Raw genomic sequence first — 24,159 nt, forward strand, 5'->3', positions numbered from 1 at the left:
TGGGGAAAGCGCACGTCAGCCTGCACTTTCCGATGAATTCCTCACTTGTTGGTAAGGTTGAATCTGTTTATAGAAGCTAGAGAAACATTGTCAAAGGTAATTTACACTTTGAGCCATAACGAGAAACCCTGACAGATCAAGGATTAAGCGTTTTTTCAACGATTTCACGAACCGCGGCCACCACCTGCTCCAGGGTGAGCTCGCTGGTATCCACCACCGTTGCACCTGCCGGCACCTGCAGCGGCGCCGCTTGGCGTTGACTGTCTTGGGCGTCGCGCTGCACCTGGGCTTCTAATGTGGCGCCAAGGGACTCCCCCTTCTCTTCAGCCCGCCGCTGAGCCCGACTTTCTTGGTGGGCGGTCAGGTAAATTTTCACCGGCGCTTGCGGAAAAACCACAGTGCCGCAATCTCGCCCCTCTGCCACAAGGCCTCGAACGCCAACAGCGCATTGCCTTTGCGCCTCAAGCAGGCTCGATCGGACCAACGGGTACTGGCTTACTTTGCTGGCATAAGCCCCCACGTCTTCACCATAAATGGCCGAGGACACATCTTCTTTGCCCAAAAAAACCCTGGTCTTATCGGCACCCAATTGCACACTCCAGCGGTCTGACTCGGCCAGCTCCGCCAAGGCCCGCTCATCATCCAGGACCACGCCAAGGCGCTGAGCTACATAAGCCAGACCCCGATAAAATGCGCCGGTAGACACCCACTCCCAACCGAATTGGGCTGCGATCTGGCGGCTGACGGTGGATTTACCTGAGGCTGCGGGGCCATCAATCGTCACCAAATAGGATGTGTATTTTGATTTCTGAACCATGATGCCAAACCTTAGCCGTTAGGAGTTTGGGCCTTAACTTAATTCGCCAGCGGGATTGTTGTCAAAGCCTGGGGCTCCAGAAAGCATTAGTGTTGAGGGACGGGCCGACCCGTTGCCCCGGAGTTGCAGATTGGTCGCTAAGAACCGACAGGATTCGGGTGACACGGAATTCCCATCACACAGCGGATGATTGCAACTTGGAACCCCTCAAAATTATTTAATCTGACTTAAATCATGACGTGGTGGCTAAGCAATAAGTCTATCTAAAGTCTCCACGTGAGAAATAGAGTCCCACAACCTGTAGACAGTGGCCTTCGAGCAAGACAAAACCTTTAAAGCTTCAGCAGGAGTTTCAACCCGACCAGAGAACTTGAGATAAATTAAGTCCGCCCTATAGTTGGCGCCAACGAGAGCTCGCACTTTTAACCAGGGGTTTGCGTCGAGTATTCCCTTGAGGCTGTAAAATTTTTTTTCGGGCTGCTCGAAATACTTAGGTACTTCGATCTTAAACTTAAGAAAGTTCGGATCTAGACCTCATTTTTTTATAAAATAGGGCTGAGAGTGGATCTCCGGAATGGAGGAAACTTGCTGACGTCTTTGTTTTAATTTTTTTATCAATAAATTAAATCTTCTATCGCCAAGTTCAACCATCTTGTCCGCTATAACCATCAAGACAATTTTTTCATCATCCGAAATATTTTCCGCAAAAGATAGCAGCCTTTCAACGTGAACCAATGAATGGATACGGTGAACAAGAACTGACAATAACATCGTAAATAATTTGTGGTCAGTCCAATGCTGGCACAGTCTCTGGCAACTACGGTAAGGGTTGTGTGGTTGCATTCAAGATCGGTACGCTAATTTTAAATGACGTTTACTTTGACTCAACAACCTGCACTCACAACGCAGTCGACTCGGGTCCTTTTACCGGCGCAACGGGGCAAAACACAACGCTGATGCAATCCAATTCGCCGTTTACCAATTGGAGCTCCGGCATAACGACAAAAAATGACACCCTTGGAAAATCTTTTCATTTCTGGCCCGGCCTTATTCAACGATGGAATGGCATGGATTTGCATGCCTGATGGTGAAGATATCAAGGAGAGCTCATGTTTACACGATCATTTCGGCAAATCCGACTTCAGATATTAATCGCTGCGATAAGCTTGATTACCTTTAGCGGGCCGGTTTTGGCGCAGACCCTTGTGGTGCGGCCCTCACCGACAAGCGATCAGAACCAAATTTTGGTCACTATTTATGAGCCTGGAGGCTCTGCAAAAACCATTGAATTTGTTGAACTGGACTCTGTTGGGCGGGAAACAAAAAAGTTTGCACTCCCCTTTGATGAGCTCTGGCGCCGAATTTCTAACCAAGATCTAATTGCTGCCGCCTCTGTGCCACTGACCCCTTTGATCCTCCTCGTTGACGGTATTGGCAATCTTGTCTCGGACAACGAAGACCAGATTTTTTTGGGGTTGCATGGCCAAAGAGATTTTCGAGCCGTACGGGTTCTTGCCATTTTGGCAAAAGAGGCCTTTGATCGTGAGGAAATTACTGAGCAATACTATACACCAGAGTATTTTGCGGAGTTGCCGGATCTGATAAACTCCTACTCAGAAAAACTTTTAAACGAATTATCTGATTAAGGAAACCTACAAAACTTTCTTTAAGGCTTCAATGGCCGCGTGGTTTTCTTCTGGCAAACCCACACTCATGCGCATGTGCGTGGGAAGTCCGTAGCCTTTAACAGGACGCAAGATCACACCTTGTTGTAGCAATTGCTCGTGTAACTCCGAAGAATCAAGTTTTGAATCTAACAACACAAAGTTGCCCTGCGATGGCCAGTGCTCTAGCCCCATTTTTGACAACTCGTCATAAAAGTAATCTAGCCCCTGCCAGTTCACTTTTTGCGCCTCAGTTAAAAACTGCGCATCCGTCACTGCCGCTATGGCTGCCACTTGCGCCAGAGAATTCACATTAAATGGATTTCTGACTCGATCTACAAAATCAATCACTTCCGGATGGGCCACCATGGTGCCCACGCGAAGTGCCGCAAGTCCATATACTTTGCTCAGCGTTCGCAGAACAATCACGTTGGAATGGCGTTTTACAATGTTGATGCTATCTGGGTAATCAGCGGCCCGCACAAACTCACAGTAAGCTTCATCTAAAACCACAAGTGGCGGATCCTCCTTGGGCAACGACATCAAAAACTCATCGAGCTCTTTTGCCGTTACATAGGTGCCCGTGGGATTGTTCGGATTGGCAATAAAAATCAATCGCACACCACTCTGCACTTTTTCTGACATTGCTTTAAGATCAAACCGCATCCCTGTTGTCAGTGGAGTTTCTATGGTGTTCACGCGAGCCGCTTGCGCACAGATCTTATAGGCAATAAATGCAGCCTGCGAAGTCAAGATCGATTCACCCGGCTCACAAAAAATTCGAATGAGCAAATCAATCAATTCGTTGGACCCATTGCCGAAAGTCAAAAATTCAGGGGCCACGTCGTAGTACTTCGACATGGTTTGACGCAAATCGAAAAAAGCGGCGTCTGGGTACCTATGAAGTTCGGATAGGGCCATTTTAACAGCTTCAACGGCTTTTGGACTTGGACCCAAGGGGTTTTCATTACTGGCTAATTTATACACCTTGTTTAAACCATACTCGCGCATAGTCTCGCCAATGGGTTTTCCGGGAATATATGGCTTTAGGCTTTGGATCTCTGCTGAGACTTTCACCACATGCGTCCTTTCCTTAAACGGGAAATTGAGTTAGACTGGCTTTTCATATTAGGACTTAGAATGACGTGGTCAATTGGTTTAAATCTTGGAGACTCTTTTGCGGAAGTGGCGGCCACGCAAGACGGTCATACTGTATCCCAGCGCTGGTATTTGCCGCAATGCCCACTCCCCCAACAGCTTGCCAGCTTTTTGACGCAGAATAAAATCGACGAGGTTGTCAGTTTTCGTGTGGCCACCAAACTGGCCGGTCAAATACTTAATCGACGTCTCGGCACTCCGCCGGCCTTTTTAACCACCGCTGGCTTTGAGTCTTGGCTCGACATGACGCTCCCTGTGCAGCCTTCCTATTTTAGTATAAGCGCAAAACGGGTTCGCTCACCCTTAAATCAGGATCTGGTTTTTGGGCTCTCTGAACGCTTAAGCCCCAAAGGTGAAGTGGTTAAACCGCTTGATGCCGCGGAAGTGGAGTTTATAGCCAGCAAATTGAAAATGAGCGAGGTTAAACATGTGGCGGTGGGCCTCCTTCACTCCAACAAGAATCCAGATCATGAGAAACAAGTGGCTGAAATCCTTCGAAACGAAGGGTTTATTGTTCACACCAGCTTTGACAGCCTGGTGGATCGCGATGAAAAGGCAAGATGGTGGGCGGCCATTCTCGATGCATATGTAGCCCCCGCCTTTTACGACTATTTTTCTAATCTGCGTGAATCGCTTTCGACTCAGATGCCACAATTGCCGGATTTTATTGTTCATCGGGGCTACGATGATACGACCCTAACTGCCGATACTGAGGTGCTCTCCACATTGATGGGTCAAACCAGTTGTCTTGCCAAACACTTTCAAATGAGTTCAAAACGCAAGGGGTCCACACTCTTATACTGCGGCCTTGAAGACTTCATTCTAGTGGATAATTCAGGCGAGATGAGTTCCGTTTGGACCAATGCCCTCGGTCCCATCGCACTAAAGGGGCCCTTGCACAAAAGAATGGGCGTGCAGCCCACTCAAGTTATAGGCAAAAGCTTTTGGGGGAGCGCCAACTACAAATCTGAAGAAAGTGGTTATAAGCCTGGCCCCATGTGTTTTGGGCGCGGTTTAAATCCAACGCTGATTGATATTTTAAATGCTCAAAGTCGACTGCCTGATGTTGAAGGGTTTACTCGACACATTAAAGACGGCATGAGAGGCCGACTGATCGAGACTCTATTCACGCTTTCACGCCAGGCCAACGAGATAGAATCTTTTGACCAAACGGATATGCCCGAATGGTTTGAAACCTGTGCGGCCAATAAATTGTTTTTCGAACTCAATTCGTTGGGAGTGGAAGATCTGACTGTCTCCGGTCCGCTGGCGCCCACCGTTTTTGCCTTATTGAAGTCCCGCCTACCTAAAGTGCGCCAGGCGAAATCAGGACATCTCGCCATTGCTGAGTGCCTCTCGCACTCAGTGGACACCCCGCGCCCAGGTGATTCCCTATGAATAAGTGTTTTCGCTACTGCCAATACCCGTGTTTTTTTGAAAATCTGCTAAAGGATTTTCCCGCTGCAGCCGTAGTGACTCCCGAAGGTGAAAGTTTATTTATTAAATATGAAACGCTGGCTGATATCGGGACATTGCCAGTCGTTGCACAAATAGCCCATCAGTATTTGCAACTTAAAGACGGCGAGATTGTGATTGCCAACGATCCTTATAGCGGCGGCACCATTCTCTCTTCCTACACATTGATCATGGGGCTGTCGGTTAATGAAAAAAAATATCGAGCAAACAATCCGCAAGGTGCCCCGGCGGATCTGCTTGTGGTCTACCGCATTGCTATGAAACCTCGAGTGATCATGGCACAATCCGTTGATGATGAGGGCATTCGTATACCGCCCACGCCCTTGTATCAGCCCCTTGCACCTCCTCACGAGCGTTTGAACCAACATATTTTAAGTGCCCTTTGCGAACACCCGCTATCACACCCAGAACTGGAAACTGTTTTGGGCAAAGCCATTGAGCAGCTCTCTCGTTGTGGTGAGCAGTTTAAGGTTATGAGTGAAGCTCTGGGGTTCAATTGGAGCAAGACGACACTGAAGGACTATTTTAAAACTTCCCATCGATTGATGCAGGATAAGATCCATGAAATGGCTCTGGGTGAATGTCAAATTGACCTTCCCTATGATGCCACAACCACAATTAAACTGCGTCTGGAAGTGACCGACGGCAAAGTTCTATTTGATTTTAATGGCACAGACCCCTCAAGTATACTGAACCTCACCGATACAGCCACATATGGGGCCTGTGTGGGTGCATTTTTATCATCGCTGGATGAAAAAGTGCCCCTCAACTCTGGTGTCTTTCAGGTGTTTGATATTTCGGCTCCCACAGGGGCTTGCGTAAATGCAGCCTATCCTAAGGCGGTGAACTTAGGCATGACTGACGGAGCGAGCCTCATCGGTAACCTTGTGCTTCGAGCGCTAAGCCAAGTGGACCGCTCTCATGACGTGGCTCTTCCAGGAATTTCTCAGTGTTCATTTGAAATGGAGTTTGCCTACGATCGTCGGTTTTATGAAACACTCTCTCCAGGTTCGCCGGCCACGAAAGATCATAAAGGAACAAAAGGCTTAAGCATGTGGCGCCGCTACCATCTTGATCGGCGCATTGAAATGATGGAAGCTCTCTACCCGATTACGGCGTTGAATTATTCTTTTCGTCCTCAGTCGGGCGGAGGCGGAAAATACTCCGGCGGAGATGGTGAAATTAAATCGCTTCAGGTTACAGAACCCGCAGTGTTGCGTTGGCAGCTGACAATGCCCCTGCATGGAGCCGAGGGAGCCTATGGTGGCAAAAACGGAAATCCTGCAGAAATTACTGTTCAACGAGTGGGGAAAAAACCTGAAAAACTCTCAGCCCATGGGGAACTCAACTTAGAGCCCGGCGATGTGGTATCTGTGAAGTCTGCTGGTGGTGGTGGGTTCGGAGCCGATGCCTAGCCTGAATGCCGACTTGACTCCAACGGCTATCGATCACCAGACAAGCTCAACCGCTATAAGATTAGCGAACAATTGCTCCCACGGTTTTTAACGCGGCAACAATAGATGCCACATGCTGATCATCTTTTGTTTCTAATAAGAAGTCGATAGCCGTTTGTCTGATCTCAACATGAGGACTCAGTCGGTCATGCCGAACCTCGAGGACATTCGCTTCTTGTTCGGCAATAATATCAGTAAGTTCATTTAGTGTGCCCGGGCGATCACTGACGATAACTTCGATTCTTGCAATTCTTCCTGATTTGGAAAGCCCTTTTTCAATTACCTGAGCCAACAAATTAAGGTCAATATTCCCGCCAGAAAGTATCAGGCAAGATTTTTTACCCAAGTCCCAGCCCGCCTTGCTGGCCGCAGCCAGGCCCACCGCACCTGAGCCCTCTACCATGGTCTTTGTACGTTCCAATAAAAATGTGATGGCTTCAGCGATTTCAGCTTCATTCACCGAAACAATGTCATCCACCATATGTTTGATGTAGTGATCAAAAAGCTCTTGGCTTGGATTTTTTACGGCTATCCCGTCAGCAATGGATGGCCTTGCCATTTTTCGATCGTAGGGTTCACCTCTGTACAACAACTTCATACCTGGAGCATTTTCTGCCACCACGCCATACACTTTGCATTTCGGCAATAGAGATTTAATTGCCGTGGCCACGCCCGAGATCAATCCACCACCGCCAATGGGAACAATAACAGAATCTAAATCTTTTAAATCTTCAACGACCTCCAGCCCCAATGTTCCCTGACCGGCAATAATATTAGGGTCCGAAAATGCCGGCACAAAGATGTAGCCATTTTCTTTAGCCAGTTCCTGAGCATAGGCGTAGCTTTCATCAAAGTAGTTTCCTGCCAAAATGACATTGGCACCGTAATTTTGTGTGGCCTGTATTTTAACAATGGGTGAGCCCTCTGGCATGACAATATGAGATGTGGCTCCCACATGTCGGGCACTAAACGCTACCCCTTGGGCATGGTTTCCGGCCGATGCGGCGATGATTCCTTGGGCGCGTTCTTTTTCAGTAAGTTGCAGTATTTTATTTAAGGCCCCGCGAATCTTAAAGCTACCAGTAGGTTGCTTGTTTTCATACTTCAAATAGACTTCAGCACCTAACCGCTGACTCACGCCTGAGGAAAACTCCAGCGGAGTTCTATTAGCGATATTGGCAATTCTCTTCTGGGCTTCTTGAATCTTATCTAAGGTGATTTTCATAGCCCTATTCAGTAGTTTTCCCAATAAACGGTCAAGCCCTGAATGGGGGTAAAGTGATTTTTCATTTGAGGGGGCCTTAAATGACGGTCGCTGACCGTGGGCACCAGGCGTTCATCGAAATAATGAAAGGCCGCCAGTGTTCGTCCGCACTGCTGACACTTTTCTACCTTATCTGCTTCATTTTGATTGAGTGTGCCGCAGTGGTGACAACGACGAAAGTGCACAGAAAAAGGAATTGTTTCGCCCGCGACGGACCACTTACTCTTAGGGGCTCGGCCAGATTCATCCATTTTTCACCTCTTAATAGAAAAATTGGTATTTTCAACTCTGCCCGTTGCCGGTCCCGCTTCCCTCAGGCTCGACATTCTCTTAAGCTTTCTTTTATAGAATACCATCACAGACCTTCATCCAGCAATACACAAAATTGATACAAGTGCCCGATTTAACAAGGCTTTCTGTATAATGACTTTACGCATTAAGGGTGCTGACTAAAAAGACCCGTTGTATCTCAGGGGGTTAACGCAATTGCCCTAAATTAAAAGGTACCTGCTTCCTTTTGTGGCGACAATGCGTTAGGCAAGGTGCCTCAAGCGGGCACCTTGCCTAACGCATTGTCGCCACAAAAGGAAGCAGGTACCTTTTAATAGGCTGAGCGCAGAATCTTGAGAAAACTGCCCACTTCTAGACTTGCTCCCCCCACTAAGAAACCGTCCACATCGAGCATTTTTGAAAGCTGGGCCGCATTGTCGGGCTTCACACTGCCACCATACAATATTTGAATTTTTTCAGCTGTTTTAGAGCCCTGCCACGATTCAATAAATTGGCGAATATGTTTGTGAACTTCATTGGCCTGCTCCGGTGTGGCCACCTTACCTGTGCCAATGGCCCAAACCGGTTCGTAAGCCAATAAAACGGATTTATCAAAATTGACTAGGGCCAAACTTTCTTTCACCTGAGTTAACACCACGTCCATCGTTTGACCGTTTTCTCGCTCACTCAGTGACTCACCCACACACACAACAGGTGTCATACCTAACCCCTGTACCAACGAAGCCTTGTTTGCCACTTGCTCACTTGTTTCCGCAAACAGCGAACGCCTCTCACTGTGTCCCAGCAACACATGCGTTGCACCCATTTCATGCACCACTTGTGCAGAGATTTCTCCAGTGAACGCACCGGAAGTTTCCCAAAATACGTTTTGTGGTCCCCAACCCACGCTAGTGTCACCCAAAAGTTCTGAGGCCACATACAGATTTGTCGCTGGCAAAAAAAGCGCGAGCTGGGCCAAATCACTGGGCGTGGCCGTTGAGTTCAATTCCCCAAAAAAGGCCCGAGTGGCTTCTGGGTTTTTGTTTAATTTCCAATTTCCGGCACACAAAAATTCTCGCACAATGAATCCCCTAGGGTTGACAGCCTCATCTCTAATTCACTGGATTCTGCCCTATGGCGCACTGCAAACTCAAAGTTAAATCCAAGAAAATTTTCAGATTGAAACAAAAAATTCACCCATTTTTAAAAACCCCGTGTCCTTTTCAAGGGGGGCATGTTAACCGCATGACAGGCTTATGGCTGGTCTTTGGTGGTGTTGGTAGTACTTTTGAAGTCAATACTAAGCACTGACTAGATTGAAGCTTGAGGCCTACGTTCAGCATGGCCTACCCTGGACACGGGGTAGGTTTTTTTTAATTTACAATATTAAGCACAAAAGAATCCCACTTGGTCTTGCTATTCGCCGGAGGAGCCCCTCTGTGAACTGGCGGCGAGTTCCGCGAAGCGGATGTTTGAGTCCGCCCACCCACAGAGGGGCTCCTCCGGCGAATAGCAAGACCAACTGGGATTCTCCACGAAGCTGATGTTTAAATCCACCCGCCCACAGAGGGGCTCCTCCGGCGAACAGCAAGACCAACTGGGATTCTCCACGAAGCTGATGTTTAAATCCACCCGCCCACAGAGGGGCTCCTCCGGCGAACAGCAAGACCAACTGGAATTCTCCACGAACCGGCTGAATGGGCCCCCGATAGAAACGAGTACTACCTAGCGCCACAGCATCGCTGCTATGCAACGCAAAAAGGAAAGGGATACCTTTTTACGGCTGCAGGATGAAAGGCCTGCCTGGTTACAGTTTTTTTGAACCCCTGCCGATCTATATGCCTGGAGAACAGACTTATGGGTGAACCCGCAGAAAAAAATGACCTGATAGCAGGTGGTATTGAATTTCGCCTGTTTGATGCCGTCTTAGACGTGGTCTTGGTCGTCGATTCGACTCGGTCTGTGGTTTACTGCAACCCGTGGGCTGCCCATTTTTTTTCTGTGTCAGAAAAGCGGATTCTATCGGGAATACCGTTTGATCAAATTCTTAGAATTGATGATGTGGATATTTTTTCGAACACTGAAAATCTAAAACCCTTTGAATTCACACCGTACACCGAAATCACCTATAAAGCGCTAACTAACGATCTCGATGGCCGAATGCAAGTTTGCGTACAAAAACTGCAAGCAGAAAATGGACACATTTTTTGGGGTGTGTTCGGTCGAGATATTTCTACGGAGGTCTCGCTTCATATCAAATATCAAGAAAAAATCCGCGAAGCTCAAAACCTGTATGAAGAATTAGAAATAACTCAACGTACGCTACTGAGTGAAATTTTAAAAAACGAAACCAATGAATCCATGCCACCCGCTCCCACGTCTCAGCCCGCAGTGCCAACACCGCCTCCCACACCTGTATCACCACCACCAAATCTTGTTAGCGACAGCAGTGACGGCCCTGCTGGGTTGAATCTGCAAATCGCAAAAGATCCCAATGCAGGATTTGTTCAAGCGGAAAAGGTTCTTTCTCAAAATCCAAACAGTCAAAATGAAAGACCCCTCCCCTATTCTGTAGCGGCGACACTCCATACCTCAAATCGGCAAGTGTTTAAAATTAAGACGCTAAAAATATTTAAGACTTTCATTGAAGTGTCGGGAAATGATCTGCCCATAAATCAAAACGACCCCGTGGTCATTGAAGTCCTCGGCACCCCGCAACTGAAGCCATTCACAGCTCAGTGCCAAGTATCGATGGTCATGAGTGGGAACCCGCGACTAGGAATTTACAACAACTCCTACCGCCTCAAATTTATTAAACTCAGTGCGCTCTCGCAAAAGTTGATCGACGAGTTTGTGGACCAACATAAGTAGGCCGGAATCCCGATAACTACAAATACGGGTTACCCTTTTCTTTTTCAGAGGTTTTTCGATTGGGCCGCAAAACTTCTATTCCAGGCAAATGGTCCCCTTGCAGAAATTCTAAGCTGGCTCCGCCACCCGTGGAGATGTGGGTCATCTTGTCGGCATATCCCGCAGCCTGAGCGGCTGCCGCTGAATCTCCTCCGCCCACGACGGTGAAAGCTGATGACTCGGCCACAGCCTTGGCAATAGCAAAAGTTCCGCTGCTGTATTCAGGTGTTTCAAACACACCCATAGGGCCATTCCAAAAAATGGTTTTTGCAGAGCCAATAACTTTTCTGTATTCCTCTACAGTTTTTGGCCCAATATCCACGCCCATAAACCCTTCAGGTATGGCCTCACTTTTTGTCGTTTGCAGGCTCTCGATCTGAGTCAAACCGGAGACCACAATGTGGTCCACGGGCAGTAGCACCGACTTCTTACGGGCCTCTAAGCGATCCATCAATTGCGCTGCAAACCTAATACGAACCCTTTCTACCAATGAACTTCCAACGGGAATATTTTTTGCGGCCAAAAAAGTATAAGCCATGGCACCACCGATAATAAATAAATCCACTCGGTCGATCAGATTCTCGATCACACCAATTTTATCGCTAACCTTTGCTCCACCTAAAATAGTCACAAAAGGTTTTGCCGGCGGCTCCAGCAGCTGTCCCAAAACGGAAAGCTCTTTTTCCATAAGAAAGCCAACACCCCGCTGCTCAACCAGACTCGGCAATTTCACCACACTCGAGTGGGCTCGATGACTGGCGCCGAAGGCGTCGTTAATATAAATATCAACATATTTTGAAATCTCGTGGGCCAGGCCTTCTCCATTTTTAGTCTCATCACTATCAAAGCGAAGATTCTCAAGCATAATTACTTGCTTGTCTTTCAGACCACCCAAAAGAGCTTTCGGCGCATCACTTCTCGGATCATCAACAAGTATGACCTCTAGACCCAGTTGCTGATTCAGTGCCTGCGCCACCGGCTCCAGTGACATAGTTTCTCGATCCTCTGGTCCTTTCGGTCGACCAAGGTGAGAGGCAATCACCAGGTGCGCACCCTGCTCCAATGCATATTTAATCGTCGGCAGCGCAGCTTGAATACGAGTGTCATCAGTGATCTTGCCATCCCTCATAGGGACATTAAGATCTAACCTCAAAAACACTCGCTTTTCTTTTAACGAAAAATCTTTAATGGACTTGATGCCCGTCAGCGCTTTTACCATTAATCCATTCCTTTATCTGCCATATAAAGCGCAAGATCGATCATCCGTCGGGAGAATCCCATCTCATTGTCGTACCACGAAAACACTTTCGCCATTCGATCACCCATGACCATGGTGGAAGCTACATCAACAATTGAGCTTGACGTATCACCTACAAAATCAATGCTTACAAGCGGCTTATTTTCACATCTTAAAATCCCTTTAAGCTGACCAGACGCTGCTTCGGCAAAAGCCTCGTTTAAAGATTCTTTAGTTAAGGATTTTTTTGTTTCTACGACTAAATCCACCAGGCTCACATCGGCTGTGGGAACCCGCACAGCAATCCCGTCAATTTTACCCTTCAAGTCAGGAAGAACCAATCCCACGGCCTTTGCCGCACCCGTTGTGGTGGGGATCATGCTCATGGCCGCCGCACGGGCCCGCCGCAAATCCTTATGAGGAGCATCAAGAATCATTTGATCGTTGGTATAAGAATGAACCGTGGTCATCATTCCCTTTTCTATCCCAAAGGTGTCATTAATCACTTTGGCAATGGGAGCGAGGCAATTGGTTGTGCAAGAGGCATTACTAATCACATCATGGGCTTTAGAATTGTAAAGTTCGTGGTTGATCCCATAAACCACAGTCAAATCGGCATCGGGAGATGGCGCCGACACCATCACTTTTTTTGCCCCACCTGATTTGTGCTTCAGAGCATCGGCTTTTTTTGTAAATACTCCCGTACATTCAAAAACGATATCTGCACCCCAATCACCCCAAGGAATTTCTTCTGGATTTCTGAAGCTCGAATAATGAATGGACTTTCCATCCACCACCAGTTCAGTTTCAGAACACTCCACTATTTTTGTATACTGGCCATGGGTGCTGTCATATTTCAAAAGGTGGGCTGCTGTTTCGCTGCCACCTAAATTGTTAATACCGACAATTTCAACGTCATCAAACCCCGCCCGAAAAGCCAGGCGACCAATTCGACCAAATCCGTTAATTCCAATTTTTAAGCGACTCATTTATGACTCCTTTAATATTCAGCTATCCCATTTGATCTTCGGAAACATTTTTTTTGCATTAGCCTTTGTCTGAGCGGCCAACTCCGCCATTGTCACGCCCTTAATCTCTGCGACCTTCTCTGCCACATGCACCACATACTCTGGGCTGTTTTTTTTGCCACGAAAGGGCACGGGTGTCAAAAATGGAGCGTCAGTTTCTACATGCAATCGATCTAGCGGCACCGACTTCACAACTTTGCGCAATTCGTCTGCATTTTTAAAAGTGACAATTCCAGAAAACGAAATATCAAACCCCAGGGAAAGAGCGTGATCCGCCAGCCACTGGGTGCCGGTAAAACAATGAATCAGACCGCTCACCTGACCTGCAAAGGGTTTCAAAATATCTATGGTATCAGGCTCCGCGTCCCGAGTGTGTATCTCCACCGGCAGCCCAAACTCTCTCGCTAACTCTAGCTGTCGACGAAAAATTTGCTTTTGCTGATCGCGCGGAGAGTGATCGTAATAATAATCCAACCCGATTTCGGCCACGGCCACCACTTCTGGGTCATTCAAATGGCTTCGCATAAATGTCTCGACGGCATCGGTATAGTCAGCCGCATCGTGGGGATGCACACCGAGAGTGCAGTAAACATGGGGTTGAAGTTTTTTTGCTAGCTCCACAACCACAGGATGGTCGTCTGCACAGGTGCCAATTGTCACCACACGTTCCACACCACTGGCCAAACATGCCTGCAGCGTTTCTTCAGGCGGGGCCTCTAGCATATTCAAGTGGGCATGCACATCAATCCACTGATTCAATTTGCCGTTCCTTCTAGTTGAATAAAAAAGTCTTCAAAAGCCAAGCTGCGCTCGGCATTAGACAAAATACTCTTTTCTAAATCGAGCACCAACTGCCCCACCCAGCCCACTCGACCATCAAGAGCTTCACCCAATTCACGAATAAGACCCAAATGATCACCATGGATAAAACCGCTTTGACCTTTTTTCATAAAATGCACATCTCGAATCAATTGCTGCCATAGTCGTGTCAGCATCAATGTTTTTTCTTTATCTTTCAGAGGATCATTCAATGCATTTACCACACTGTGGTTTCGCTGCACCAACCACTGACGCCAAACACCCAATGCCTGGTCTCTAAATTCAGTCATCTGCTCCAACTGCATAGCCACATCCGCCCGACCCTGGGCGGCTTCAATGATCCAGTCATCCGCTGATGAAACTCTTCTCAGCTGTGATGTGGACAAGGCCCCAAAGCGCAATACCTGGGAGCGGGATCGAATGGTTGGAAGTATTCCTGACACGCTGTTGGCGATTAAAATGAAATAAGTGTCTTCAGGCGGTTCTTCAAGAGATTTTAACAGCGAGTTGGCAGCCTGCGGGTTCATCAAATCGGCTCGATCGATAATCACCACGCGAGCCTGCCCCAAGCCGCGAACAGAAATAAAGCGAATGATCTGACGGGCTTGCTCCATTTTTATTTGTAGGCCCTCAGGCTCAACATACAAAACACTCTCGCTTTGATTTTGTTCGATCCGCCGGCAGCTCGCACACTGACCACAACCCAAAGGGTTCTCTGTACAGATCAATGCCTGTGCCACGCCTTGGGCACATAGTTTTTTTCCAACACCTGATGGCCCCACAAATAACAACGTCATGGCAAGCCGCTGCCGCTTCAACGCACTTTCTAACTGCGCCACTTGTTTGTCGTGTCCTACTAACCGATCTAAACAACGAGCCACTTTCGCCTCTTTAACTCACTCAGCAGCTCCTGCAACAGCTCCTCTGGCGATTGCGTTGCTGAAAGCACAAACCACCTATCCGGTGTCTTTTGTGCCTGCTGTATATAACTCATTCTCACTCTCTCATGAAAGTCTTTTGCCTCTTGTTCAAAACGATCCGGGCTGTCGCCTTGAATGCTTTCGCGCATTCGCATTCGCTGGGCAGAATCCTCTACCGAAAGATCCAATAACACAAAAAGATCGGGCTTCAGCCCCCCGGTGGCATAATCATTGAGTTGATCAATGGAATCAATGTTCAGCTGCCGCCCACCAGACTGAAACGCCACCGTGCTGGCCGTAAAGCGATCACACAACACCCACTGTCCCTTTTCCAAAGCCGGCGCAATAATTTTTTCGACATGTTGGGCCCGATCGGCCAAATACAATAGCAGTTCGGCTTTCGCAGTTGGCGGCTCGCCTTCCAGCCGTAACAAAAGTTGTCGAAGCTCGCCGCCGAGGGCTGACCCTCCCGGCTCCCGGGTCATCACACAAGAAATATTATGTTTCTCAAGTACTTGACGAAGGCCCTGGGCCAAAGTGGATTTTCCGGAGCCATCCAGCCCCTCAAAGACAATAAAAGACATGGGTTGTTTTTCACTCGACCACAGGACAGTGTCACTGCATTTTCCGCCCAAAAACGCACTGCATTGTTAAACCTTTTTCTAAACTCTGCCGATCGAGTTTTCATGAGCAAAAAAACGCCAAACCCAAAAATGCGCGTGGAGAAAATTAAAGTTCTGGTTGCCGATGATGACCGGCAAATGGGCCGTCGACTCACCTCTGAACTGCGCTCCAACGACTTTGCGGCGGAGTTTGTCGACAACGGGCTCGATGCCAAACAAATGATTCTCGCCTGGTACCCTCGGATTGTGCTCATCGACCTAATGCTTCGCGATGGCAATGCCTTTCAGGTTTTAAAATTCATCAAAAGCCAGCCCGCCCTCAATCATCACAAAGTGGATGTTTGCGTTCTCTCCGGTCACAATGACCATGACAATGTTCGTCGCGCCTTTCAACTAGGGGCTAAAGATTACGTGGTGAAGCCCATCACCATCGACGAGCTCATCGCGCGACTTGTATTTATAGCTCGTGACCACAGACACATTGAAAAAATCATGGCGCCGGACTCCCCATCGGAAGAGGGCACCGCCACCAAGAAGAAAGGCCCCAATTATTGGCTGCAACTTTCTGATTTGCTTTTGACACAAGGACTCTCACAGACGGACATCATCGAGCGACTCTTCAACCTGACACGTATGACAGCCATTAAGGTTGGTGGCGTACGATGCTCGGTGGTTCGTTTTGTGGACCAAAACTCTGGCGTCGTCATCGCGTCAAGTGACGATCGAAGCGTTTCGGGACTCAACCTCGATCTCAACCGTTACCCTGAAATTCGCCTGGTGGTGAACACCAATTCAATGGTGGCCGTGGAAAATATAACCAAACACCGCCAACTCAAGTACATTCAACAACACTTTGAAAAGATCAACTTTAACTCTCTCATTGTGGCCCCCATCATGCACAAAGACCAAGTCTTTGGAGTCCTCTCCGTGCGCATGCCCACCAAAAAGACCACGCTGACAGATAATGAGATTCTGTTTGTGGAAGTTGTGGCCAAGGTTATCTCCTTGACCCTCAACGGAGAAGACACCTCGGCCCTAGAAAAAATCATTCGCGCCGCCTAATTGCTGCACCACGCTATAAATTTCACTGATCGGAAAAACAGTATGGAATTGATGGTGGACTCATCGCCCCTATTACCCTATATTGTCGGGCCGCGAGGTAATTTACATGTTTACATTTATTACAGTTATCCACGTCATTGTGGCTTTGTTTTTAATTCTTTTCGTGCTTTTGCAAGACTCCAAAGGCGGTGCCATGGGCTCGCTTGGCGGAGGTGCTAGCGGCTCCAGCTCTGTATTTGGCTCAACTGGCGCTTCAAGCTTTCTGGTGAAAGCCACGCGGTGGGTAGCCATTTTGTTTGCCATCACTTGCATTTTACTGACCATGAAGACGGTGCAGTTGGCTGGAAAAACTGGAACCAGCGTTGTGGATGATGTGGCTCCCTCACAAGAAGACGCCGCGGCCATGGCGCCCCTACAAAACGACAGTGCTGATACAGCTCCGGCAGCCAATTCAGAAGCTGTATCTGAAAAAGCCCCTGAAAGTGGTGAAAACTCCGCCCTTCCTGAATCCACGCCTGAGGCAGAATAGTATTTAGAATGTCATCACGATGGACATGGATTTTTGGTATTACCCTTGCCTTTGCCGGTTTGATCGTTGTGTTTTTTTCCCATGAAATTTCGTTGTGGATCAGTCCCCCGAAAAACGAGGTGGCTGTGGGACCTGTGGTGGCCAAGGTGACTCGCGCCGAGGGCCCCGTCTCAGTCCTTCACAGAGGCAAACTTGCCGCTGAAACAGGGCTCACCGGCCAACCCTTGCACCACCGCGACCGCGTTGTGGTGGATCGCCGGGGCGTATTGAGCCTCTCTTTTGATTCTGGTTATGAAATTGAGATTTTGCCCCAAAGTGAGTTTGTCATTGAGCTGTGGTCAGAGACCCACTCCAGCTCACCGATTTATATCAACATGGTCCAAGGTGACTACAGAGTCATTAGTAACGGGATCTTGGGTCAGCTTTATATGGTCATGAACCGGCAAATCTTTGTGCCCTCACGAAGACCAAAGACGCCGCCCCTCCCCTTAGTGATTTCTCAAACCACAGGCAGCCCATCTTCTGATGTAAAAACAGAAACCTCTCCTGAGCCCGAACCGATCAAAGGATCTTTTGTAGAAGATCTGGCCACGGAAGATCAAATTAAAGATGTCCCAGCCACATTAGATACGCTTTCTGATAAATACATTTCAGAGGTGATTGCGGCCCAACGAGAAGCCTTTAGCCGGTGCCAGGCCAACGCCGTTAGAGATAACCGCAATGCCAAAGGTAATTTGCTGTTTGGGGTGACCATCGATCCTCGCGGGGTTATTGAAGACGTCAAAGTACTTCAATCTGATATTGATAACCCTGAGCTGGTTGAATGCGCTCGAATGGTTTTCACGCGGGCCCGATTTCCCAGTTTTTCTGGTCCTCCCATAAAGCGGAGCTTTCCGTTAAATTACGAATAAGCACCAGGGATTTCGCTGTCAGCGATAGTCATGCATATAATCAATGCGTTCAGGCACCCAAGGTTCGAAACTGCCTTCCAGCTCATACACCCTATCTCCTACTTTTTGTGTGATTTCACGGGGCTCAACGGAGGGCTTATAATCTTCACGCAATAAATTTTTGGCAATGAGACTGGGAACCAACTCTGCCACAGTGGGAGCTCCCAAGGCGCGCCGCCGAACCAAGTCGTCAAAGCTTCGCTCAATTTGCTCAGGTGTGAACCCGTAGTTGGCCACCATATCTTGAGCCACATCTACTACTTGATTTACACCCAGTCGACCGTCTTGAAACAAATCAGCCGCCATCTGCAAGCTATTAAAACTCGGCATGGTTCGACGACCAAACTTTATATAGTATTCAGAGTCCGTATCGTCTTCGAGATTGATATAGATCTTTTCCACAGGATCATTGTTCGGAACCCGAGCCTGAAGATCAAGAATGGCATCCATTTGCTGACCCACAACCCGAAAGCTTTTCATAATATTGCGAACCTCTGACCGCTCTAATCGGCGCGCACAGATATCAGAGTACAACGAGTAAATCACAGCATCAGACTCACTGTCGTCGCCAAAAAGCACTTGGCGCACGTCTTCTGCGAGTAAAAGTCGCATCTGCAAAAGGGCTTGTAACTTGTAACCCACCTGCTGAGTTAATCTCCAGAGCCTTTTCGGCCGAAGGTTTTGAAGATTGTCCTTACAAAAAATGGCATAGGGTTGAATGCCGTCAAGATTCAATTTTTCAAGTACACGCCCGGCGATTTGCGGCGGTGAGGCGGTGATAAAAAATATAGGAAAGTCTGTCGAGGGGTGTTGCTGCAGCCAATGATCGCGAAGACTTCGCACCAAAGTCGCTGTCCCCGGCAAATTGCGCTTTTCGATGGGCTTTTCAAATGCCGTTCGCACCAGCCCTTTTAATGTCTCAAACTTCGTATCGAGGTAGGTTTTATCCAAATCCCAGACGTAGACCTCTTTGGCCATTTTCACTTTTTCCGTGGCCTTATAAGGGAAATGCACCACATCGGCCGTGATCTTTGCTGTTTTTCTCCAATCCGTCATAAATCTCTCCCTGAAACTGAGCTATTCTAACAACGCTCCTGCAAAAAAACCAACCTCGGCGTTGCCCTCAAATTGAAGCCTATGGTAAACGGCTACTTGATGACCACGCACGTTAAAAAACCGAGTCCAACGAGCTTGGATTTCAAGCCTGTGGGCGGCTGGCCGGCGCCCTTACCCACTATGAGCTGGGGCCGCTGGCAACTAACACACTTTCAGAATTTAGCTCGGCACAATTACGACCTGAGCCAGGGCGGCTTTTCATTTGAAGAAGTTTTCTTTTCGCTCTACCCCCGCCTCACTCTCTCGGAGCTGGCTCGCATTTACACTGGATGGCCGGAATCATTTAAAAGTGAAGTGGGAATCAACTGGACCCTGTTTTTTGAAAATTACCGATTAAATTATAATTCCACGCTAATTCACACACTAGAAACCCTCGCCTCCACCCCGGAAGATTTTCAAAACTGGGTGAGCCTAAAAGGGTTGTCCATTGGCGACTTGGCACCCCTATTGAGCGTTCCCAATGATTTGGATTTGACAGCCCTTTACTCTCGACTGTCGGTAGCAAATCCCAGTAAATCCATTGGTGTGCAGATTCTGGAGTGGATGATTGAGCTGTCTCTCATGGGGCATGAAATACCACATATTAGCCCGTCCCCAATGGATGCCAATGAATGGTGGCAGCTCTTAAAATCACTTCGATATAATAACACCGTTTTGCTAGATAATACTCGATCTCACGCCACCAAGTCCCTACCGTGGCCTTCGCACACTCAGGCCCAATGGCAACGACGCGGTGACGAGGGAGGCATCGATGTTCGCTTTTTTGTCACCTCTGAAAAAGATCTGGAACAAAAAATAAAGGGCCTAATGAAAGTTCAAGAAAAAATCCAAACAAACAGTGACGGCCTGTGGAAGTCTTAGAGCAGATCAAAACTTTTTTTATTCATAATGATAGTGCAAACTCCACGCTTGCCAAGCGCATTGTTGACATAGTGCCCGCTGAAAAAATTCAGTGGGTAAACACCAGGCCCTTTGCCGATCGAGACGGACGACTTTCTTCAAAAGAATTTTCTGAAAGCAAACAACATTTATTCGTTGCCCCCTTCCGTGGAAAGTTCTTTAAACGTTGCCCTGGCTCACGCCCAGGGCTCACCTGTTGCAACTATTTTGTGCTTAACCTGGGTCTGCAATGTAATATGAACTGCTCTTATTGCTACTTGCAGAGCTTTATTAATACCCCCGTGATGACAGCCTATTCAAATTTACAGGATGCGCTTTGCGAGCTAGAGGATATTGGTCGATCCATGGCCGACCATATGGTTCGCATCGGAACCGGAGAGGTTATAGACAGTCTCAGCCTTGACCCGATCACGCTCTTCTCTCACGACTTGATTCATTTTTTTCGCCGTTATCCGAAATGGCGCTTGGAGTTTAAAACCAAATCCGATGCTGTGGATCAGTTTTTAGATGTGCCTCATGCCGGCAATATCATTGTCAGCTGGTCAATCAACCCGCAAAATATCATCGACAAAGAAGAACATGGGACTGCCAGCTTAGATCGTCGACTTAGAGCGGCCGTAAAATGTCGCGACAAAGGCTTTCTGATATCTTTTCACATTGACCCAATGATTTGGCACAAAGGCTGGGAAAAGAATTATTCTGAGCTTGTTGAGAAAATCACAACGCTGTTTCGCCCCGAAGAAATCCCGGCCATTTCGGTGGGCGCGCTGCGGTTTCAACCGGAGCAACGCCATATGATGCGGGAGCGGTTTGGCATGGATAGCTTGGTCAATAGTGCTGAAACATTCAAATGCAGTGACGGAAAACTTCGCTATGACGGCCAACTCCGGCGACGGATGTACGAACATGTGGTCAACGCGTTTAAAAACAAAGATTCCAAATGGAATATATTCTTGTGTATGGAGACTCCCGAAACCTGGCTTCAGTCCATGCCCTCACTTCCGGGCACAGACCCTGGGCTTAAGGATTTATTTTACAATATTAAAATGCCAAAACCAGCATCAGAGCTAGGTTGCCAATAAACGCCAATGCCGTGTAGAGGGGGCGTTTCTCGCGCTGCTTTTCTTGAACTTCTACCATTTTTGCCGACAAGTACTCGCCCCCAAGCCCCCCGTAGATTTTTTGTTCCGTTGCAAACTGTTCGCGAAGGCGTTTGAATTCATTTGGAAATCTAACTAGCGAGTAAGCTTTGATTTTCTTAAAATCCTCGGCTCGAGTGATCGTCACCACCACTTGACCCGACTCTTTTGTTATCACGGTTCCTTCAGCAAAAACTTCCATGGTCATACCATCGGGCAATTGAGGTTTGAGACTCTCACTGTGCAATCGAATGAGCTGCACCGGATCGCCTACCTCTATTTGCGAGACTTGACCTACTTTTATTTTCACTACCTTTTTGGCGTTTTCTTCGTAAACAGGTCGACCCTTTAGAGGATCCACGACCACGTAACCCTGATAAGGCAGTGAGGCCACAAAGTCTTGCATAAGTTTTTTACCGGTGGCCTCTATTTGCTCAGATACAGGTAGGGATTTTTGAAGGCTGATTTCGTGTTGCCAAAGCACTCGACCAAATTCACCTTCATAAACATTCATTTTCATTGTGTTTGCATGCACCTCAGTTGTGACCAACGCATGGGCATCCAAAAGTTTTGCCAAAATCAAAGCATCGGCGGGCTGCAGCTCTCCCCGCGCCTGATAGAGATCTTTTTGCTGGAGAAAACTCTTACTGGCCACCAAAAATCGATCGGATTCGGTAAGGGCCTCGCGCATTGACCACCAGGTGTTTTCTGCCGATTTCTTTAGCTGCCGCTCCACTTTTACCGGAAACACCGCCACTCGATGAATCAACTGATGTTCAACCTGGGCAAAGGACACCAATGGAAATACAAACATCAAAAAGACAATTCCCAAAAACCGAAGATTTCTGCTCATAACTTTGCCCCCTCTATTTGCCTTTCACACCTTTTCGAGATTTCGAACCAAAAGACCAATCGATTTGTTCTTTTGGAAACGATAGCCAATTTTCTTGTTTAGGAAAATCAGCAGGACGAGGTTCACACTGTCCCAGGTGTTGTAATACGGCTGTTATGCCTGACAAAAAAGCATCAAATGCATAGCCATTTTCAATCATAGCTCTCACATCCTGATCGTAAATAAACGCTATGTCCTTTTCAATCAGCCGGCTCACAATGGCCTCTCTGGCCTCTTCGCCATGCGTCGAATGCTTGTGATACCGTAAATGACTTTTCTGGATACCGAGTGAACGCCCCACTCGCCAAAGACTTAACTTAGGAAACACTTCCAAAGTGGGCACACTGATCCGACGTTGAATAAATTGAGCTCTGGCCATAACTGGTGCCGCATTGGCTCCCATGGCATGCGACGGATGAAAAGGTTCTTCCAGTTGACTTGAAATATGCAATTCGGCGCAACGTTCGGTGTAGGGCGTGAATAGCTTTTGCACCTTTCGACGTTTAGACTTTTGCTGACGAAAATGGTTCCACATCCACCGAATGTGGGGCTCTTCACAGTTTTCATAGCCAGGGCAATCCAACTGGCAATTGAGGCATAAAGGCGCACTCAAAGGTGCATTGATGGCCACCGAATGTAGGTTGCTGCGAAATTGATTGATTAAATAATGCAGCTGAAGGTCGGCAGAAATTTCACCTTCTGATTTGATTCGCTCCACGAGTCGAGCCAAAAAAACTTTATGTTGAAAGGGGTAGTATTCTACCACGGCCAAACAAGAGCGGTCCGTTTTGCCGCCGGTCAGACACAAGCCAAGAAACACGTGCCGCTTGAGGGCGCGGTCCGTAGGCATTTCTAGCGGAGCTTTCTTTGCCCCAGCTACGGTTTTTTTGGCTTTCTTCTTGCTGACCTTCTTCTTTGACGAGTTCTTCTTTACTCTTGTGGACGAACCACTGGCTTTGCGTCGAGAACTTGAAAGTTGTTTTTCTGACATGCTTGCAAAACCTCACTTCGTCGATCTGGCTCCGTCCAAATCATCACACAACCGCCGCCACCAGCTCCACAAATTTTAACAGCCTTGGCGCCGGCCTGCAAAACATGCCCTCTTAATTGCTCAATTTCTGGGCTAGAAAACCCTGCACTGAGGCGAACTCGCGCTTGAAACTCCCTTTCAAAAAGGGGCGCCAACTCATTCCATTGCCCCTGCCGACATACTTGAGCCACCTGATCGGCGATGTCAGCCACTTCTTCCAGGGCCGAAAGAGTGTTTTGGTTTCGGGCTATGGACTCTTTTATTACCTGCCAGTTGTTAATGCCTGAATGATGCGGCACTCCCGTGTAAACTAAAACCATTCGCTCCTGAAGGTAGGTGGCGTCAGGCTTGAGGATTTCAGACTCGGGGCCCTCCACTGAATAGTCAATAATATGTAGTCCGGGTTCTGCCGCGGGGAAATAATCCTGTGTACCGGTGGGTGTTTGCAACACTCGGGCTTCAATGTTGTGAGCAAGATAAACCAACTTATTGATTTCAAGTGGCCGCTCTTGCCATTTTGAAAAAGCCTTCAGCAAACTAATAGACAAACTGGAGCTTCCGCCCAAACCTCCACCCACGGGACTTTGCGATTGAGTGGTCAGGGTAAAACCTGTTTGAGGCATCCAAAAAGCCACATGCTCCTTAATAAGGACTAGGGCTTTATCATTGCACTGAAGCAACTCATCCAAGTTATTAAATGTTTTCGAGTAATTGTAATCCGAAATCGCCACATGTACGACTGAGTCTTTGCCAGGCACAAGCTCTACATTAGTGTTTATATCAATCGACAGGTTTACAGTCTGACAACGTCTTCGTGGCAACAGCAAAAATAAAGGCCAGCAATCAAGAGTACCACCAGCCAAATCCACCCGCGTGGGTGATGTAATGGAGATTTTCAATG

24 protein-coding genes are annotated in these 24,159 nt (G+C 47.8%); 9 read left to right on the plus strand and 15 right to left on the minus strand.

The window, feature by feature from the left end; translation table 11 throughout:
- Nucleotides 1-136: 136 nt before the first annotated feature.
- A complete protein-coding gene (gene cmk, locus H6626_07100) occupies nt 137-817 on the minus strand; it encodes a (d)CMP kinase (protein USN48847.1) in 681 nt (226 codons plus the stop codon).
- Between the two features lie 1,109 nt (nt 818-1,926).
- On the opposite strand from cmk, the gene H6626_07105 reads away from it, so the two are divergent.
- Nucleotides 1,927-2,463 (plus strand): hypothetical protein, encoded by a 537-nt coding sequence (locus H6626_07105; protein ID USN48848.1) that lies wholly within the window; start codon nt 1,927-1,929, stop codon nt 2,461-2,463.
- Nucleotides 2,464-2,469: 6 nt separating this feature from the next.
- On the opposite strand, the gene H6626_07110 is transcribed toward H6626_07105, so the two are convergent.
- Nucleotides 2,470-3,558 (minus strand): histidinol-phosphate transaminase, encoded by a 1,089-nt coding sequence (locus H6626_07110; protein USN48849.1) that lies wholly within the window; start codon nt 3,556-3,558, stop codon nt 2,470-2,472.
- Between the two features lie 63 nt (nt 3,559-3,621).
- Here H6626_07110 and H6626_07115 point away from each other — a divergent pair, with 63 nt between their 5' ends.
- Together H6626_07115 and H6626_07120 are read left to right on the plus strand one after the other, a co-directional pair.
- Nucleotides 3,622-5,037 carry a hypothetical protein gene (locus H6626_07115; protein ID USN48850.1) on the plus strand — a complete coding sequence of 472 codons (1,416 nt, stop codon included), beginning with the start codon at nt 3,622-3,624 and terminating at the stop codon, nt 5,035-5,037.
- The gene (locus H6626_07120; protein USN48851.1) at nt 5,034-6,530 is read left to right on the plus strand and encodes a hydantoinase B/oxoprolinase family protein; all 1,497 of its coding nucleotides are present in this window, start codon (nt 5,034-5,036) and stop codon (nt 6,528-6,530) included. The genes H6626_07115 and H6626_07120 overlap by 4 nt, the downstream gene beginning before the upstream one ends.
- A 61-nt stretch (nt 6,531-6,591) precedes the next feature.
- Here H6626_07120 and H6626_07125 read toward each other — a convergent pair whose 3' ends face one another.
- From H6626_07125 to H6626_07140, 4 genes are all read right to left on the minus strand, one after another.
- Nucleotides 6,592-7,794, minus strand: a complete 1,203-nt coding sequence (locus H6626_07125) for a threonine ammonia-lyase (protein ID USN48852.1) — start codon at nt 7,792-7,794, stop codon at nt 6,592-6,594.
- An 8-nt stretch (nt 7,795-7,802) separates the two neighbouring features.
- Entirely contained in the window at nt 7,803-8,084 is a 282-nt protein-coding gene (locus tag H6626_07130) for a hypothetical protein (protein ID USN48853.1), read from the minus strand.
- A 350-nt stretch (nt 8,085-8,434) separates the two neighbouring features.
- A complete protein-coding gene (locus H6626_07135) occupies nt 8,435-9,184 on the minus strand; it encodes a triose-phosphate isomerase (protein ID USN48854.1) in 750 nt (249 codons plus the stop codon).
- Nucleotides 9,185-9,481: 297 nt separating this feature from the next.
- Nucleotides 9,482-9,838 carry a hypothetical protein gene (locus H6626_07140; GenBank protein ID USN48855.1) on the minus strand — a complete coding sequence of 119 codons (357 nt, stop codon included), beginning with the start codon at nt 9,836-9,838 and terminating at the stop codon, nt 9,482-9,484.
- Nucleotides 9,839-9,960: 122 nt separating this feature from the next.
- Between H6626_07140 and H6626_07145 the strand changes: the two genes are divergently transcribed.
- Nucleotides 9,961-10,974, plus strand: a complete 1,014-nt coding sequence (locus H6626_07145) for a hypothetical protein (protein ID USN48856.1) — start codon at nt 9,961-9,963, stop codon at nt 10,972-10,974.
- A 16-nt stretch (nt 10,975-10,990) separates the two neighbouring features.
- Here the strand turns inward: H6626_07145 and H6626_07150 are convergent, their stop codons facing one another.
- From H6626_07150 to tmk, 5 genes are read right to left on the minus strand one after another with little or no spacing between them, the layout of a single operon-like run.
- Entirely contained in the window at nt 10,991-12,232 is a 1,242-nt protein-coding gene (locus tag H6626_07150; GenBank protein USN48857.1) for a phosphoglycerate kinase, read from the minus strand.
- Nucleotides 12,232-13,239, minus strand: coding sequence for a type I glyceraldehyde-3-phosphate dehydrogenase (gene gap / locus H6626_07155; GenBank protein USN48858.1), 1,008 nt, complete (start codon nt 13,237-13,239; stop codon nt 12,232-12,234). Before gap ends, H6626_07150 begins: the two co-directional genes overlap by 1 nt.
- Before the next feature lie 18 nt (nt 13,240-13,257).
- A complete protein-coding gene (locus tag H6626_07160; protein USN48859.1) occupies nt 13,258-14,037 on the minus strand; it encodes a TatD family hydrolase in 780 nt (259 codons plus the stop codon).
- On the minus strand, nt 14,034-14,978 hold the full coding sequence (locus tag H6626_07165) for an AAA family ATPase (GenBank protein USN48860.1): 945 nt from the start codon (nt 14,976-14,978) through the stop codon (nt 14,034-14,036). Before H6626_07165 ends, H6626_07160 begins: the two co-directional genes overlap by 4 nt.
- On the minus strand, nt 14,963-15,601 hold the full coding sequence (tmk, locus tag H6626_07170; GenBank protein USN48861.1) for a dTMP kinase: 639 nt from the start codon (nt 15,599-15,601) through the stop codon (nt 14,963-14,965). The genes H6626_07165 and tmk overlap by 16 nt, the downstream gene beginning before the upstream one ends.
- 102 nt (nt 15,602-15,703) lie before the next feature.
- Here tmk and H6626_07175 point away from each other — a divergent pair, with 102 nt between their 5' ends.
- The 3 genes from H6626_07175 to H6626_07185 all read left to right on the plus strand — a co-directional run bounded on the left by H6626_07175 (nt 15,704) and on the right by H6626_07185 (nt 18,142).
- Complete coding sequence (locus H6626_07175; protein ID USN48862.1) at nt 15,704-16,702, plus strand: response regulator; 999 nt, start codon at nt 15,704-15,706, stop codon at nt 16,700-16,702.
- Between the two features lie 106 nt (nt 16,703-16,808).
- Entirely contained in the window at nt 16,809-17,231 is a 423-nt protein-coding gene (gene secG / locus H6626_07180) for a preprotein translocase subunit SecG (GenBank protein USN48863.1), read from the plus strand.
- An 8-nt stretch (nt 17,232-17,239) separates the two neighbouring features.
- Nucleotides 17,240-18,142 (plus strand): AgmX/PglI C-terminal domain-containing protein, encoded by a 903-nt coding sequence (locus H6626_07185; protein USN48864.1) that lies wholly within the window; start codon nt 17,240-17,242, stop codon nt 18,140-18,142.
- Between the two features lie 18 nt (nt 18,143-18,160).
- Here the strand turns inward: H6626_07185 and H6626_07190 are convergent, their stop codons facing one another.
- Nucleotides 18,161-19,237 (minus strand): hypothetical protein, encoded by a 1,077-nt coding sequence (locus H6626_07190; protein USN48865.1) that lies wholly within the window; start codon nt 19,235-19,237, stop codon nt 18,161-18,163.
- Nucleotides 19,238-19,318: 81 nt separating this feature from the next.
- On the opposite strand from H6626_07190, the gene H6626_07195 reads away from it, so the two are divergent.
- Both H6626_07195 and H6626_07200 read left to right on the plus strand, forming a co-directional pair.
- The gene (locus H6626_07195; GenBank protein ID USN48866.1) at nt 19,319-20,158 is read left to right on the plus strand and encodes a hypothetical protein; all 840 of its coding nucleotides are present in this window, start codon (nt 19,319-19,321) and stop codon (nt 20,156-20,158) included.
- Nucleotides 20,146-21,279: a radical SAM protein gene (locus H6626_07200; GenBank protein ID USN48867.1), complete on the plus strand. Its 1,134-nt coding sequence runs from the start codon at nt 20,146-20,148 to the stop codon at nt 21,277-21,279. Before H6626_07195 ends, H6626_07200 begins: the two co-directional genes overlap by 13 nt.
- Here H6626_07200 and H6626_07205 read toward each other — a convergent pair.
- The 3 genes from H6626_07205 to H6626_07215 are packed head-to-tail and all read right to left on the minus strand — an operon-like array spanning nt 21,239 to nt 24,157.
- Nucleotides 21,239-22,189 carry a hypothetical protein gene (locus tag H6626_07205; protein ID USN48868.1) on the minus strand — a complete coding sequence of 317 codons (951 nt, stop codon included), beginning with the start codon at nt 22,187-22,189 and terminating at the stop codon, nt 21,239-21,241. The two genes, H6626_07200 and H6626_07205, sit on opposite strands and share 41 nt — an antisense overlap.
- Nucleotides 22,190-22,202: 13 nt before the next feature.
- A complete protein-coding gene (locus H6626_07210) occupies nt 22,203-23,219 on the minus strand; it encodes a DUF429 domain-containing protein (protein USN48869.1) in 1,017 nt (338 codons plus the stop codon).
- Complete coding sequence (locus tag H6626_07215; GenBank protein USN48870.1) at nt 23,159-24,157, minus strand: galactokinase; 999 nt, start codon at nt 24,155-24,157, stop codon at nt 23,159-23,161. The genes H6626_07210 and H6626_07215 overlap by 61 nt, the downstream gene beginning before the upstream one ends.
- Between the last annotated feature and the right edge of the window lie 2 nt (nt 24,158-24,159).

This window comes from Pseudobdellovibrionaceae bacterium (genome assembly GCA_023898385.1).
In the GTDB taxonomy this organism is placed as follows: domain Bacteria; phylum Bdellovibrionota; class Bdellovibrionia; order Bdellovibrionales; family UBA1609.

Coding starts and splice junctions, on each gene's coding strand:
- H6626_07205 (USN48868.1), bottom strand. CDS start 22,189: ATGAGCAGAAATCTTCGGTTTTTGGGAATTGTCTTTTTGATGTTTGTA.
- H6626_07210 (USN48869.1), bottom strand. CDS start 23,219: ATGTCAGAAAAACAACTTTCAAGTTCTCGACGCAAAGCCAGTGGTTCG.
- gap (USN48858.1), bottom strand. CDS start 13,239: ATGAGTCGCTTAAAAATTGGAATTAACGGATTTGGTCGAATTGGTCGC.
- H6626_07125 (USN48852.1), bottom strand. CDS start 7,794: ATGAAAATCACCTTAGATAAGATTCAAGAAGCCCAGAAGAGAATTGCC.
- H6626_07130 (USN48853.1), bottom strand. CDS start 8,084: ATGGATGAATCTGGCCGAGCCCCTAAGAGTAAGTGGTCCGTCGCGGGC.
- tmk (USN48861.1), bottom strand. CDS start 15,601: ATGTCTTTTATTGTCTTTGAGGGGCTGGATGGCTCCGGAAAATCCACT.
- H6626_07150 (USN48857.1), bottom strand. CDS start 12,232: ATGGTAAAAGCGCTGACGGGCATCAAGTCCATTAAAGATTTTTCGTTA.
- cmk (USN48847.1), bottom strand. CDS start 817: ATGGTTCAGAAATCAAAATACACATCCTATTTGGTGACGATTGATGGC.
- H6626_07175 (USN48862.1), top strand. CDS start 15,704: ATGAGCAAAAAAACGCCAAACCCAAAAATGCGCGTGGAGAAAATTAAA.
- H6626_07115 (USN48850.1), top strand. CDS start 3,622: ATGACGTGGTCAATTGGTTTAAATCTTGGAGACTCTTTTGCGGAAGTG.
- secG (USN48863.1), top strand. CDS start 16,809: ATGTTTACATTTATTACAGTTATCCACGTCATTGTGGCTTTGTTTTTA.
- H6626_07185 (USN48864.1), top strand. CDS start 17,240: ATGTCATCACGATGGACATGGATTTTTGGTATTACCCTTGCCTTTGCC.
- H6626_07195 (USN48866.1), top strand. CDS start 19,319: ATGGTAAACGGCTACTTGATGACCACGCACGTTAAAAAACCGAGTCCA.
- H6626_07145 (USN48856.1), top strand. CDS start 9,961: ATGGGTGAACCCGCAGAAAAAAATGACCTGATAGCAGGTGGTATTGAA.
- H6626_07120 (USN48851.1), top strand. CDS start 5,034: ATGAATAAGTGTTTTCGCTACTGCCAATACCCGTGTTTTTTTGAAAAT.
- H6626_07190 (USN48865.1), bottom strand. CDS start 19,237: ATGACGGATTGGAGAAAAACAGCAAAGATCACGGCCGATGTGGTGCAT.
- H6626_07105 (USN48848.1), top strand. CDS start 1,927: ATGTTTACACGATCATTTCGGCAAATCCGACTTCAGATATTAATCGCT.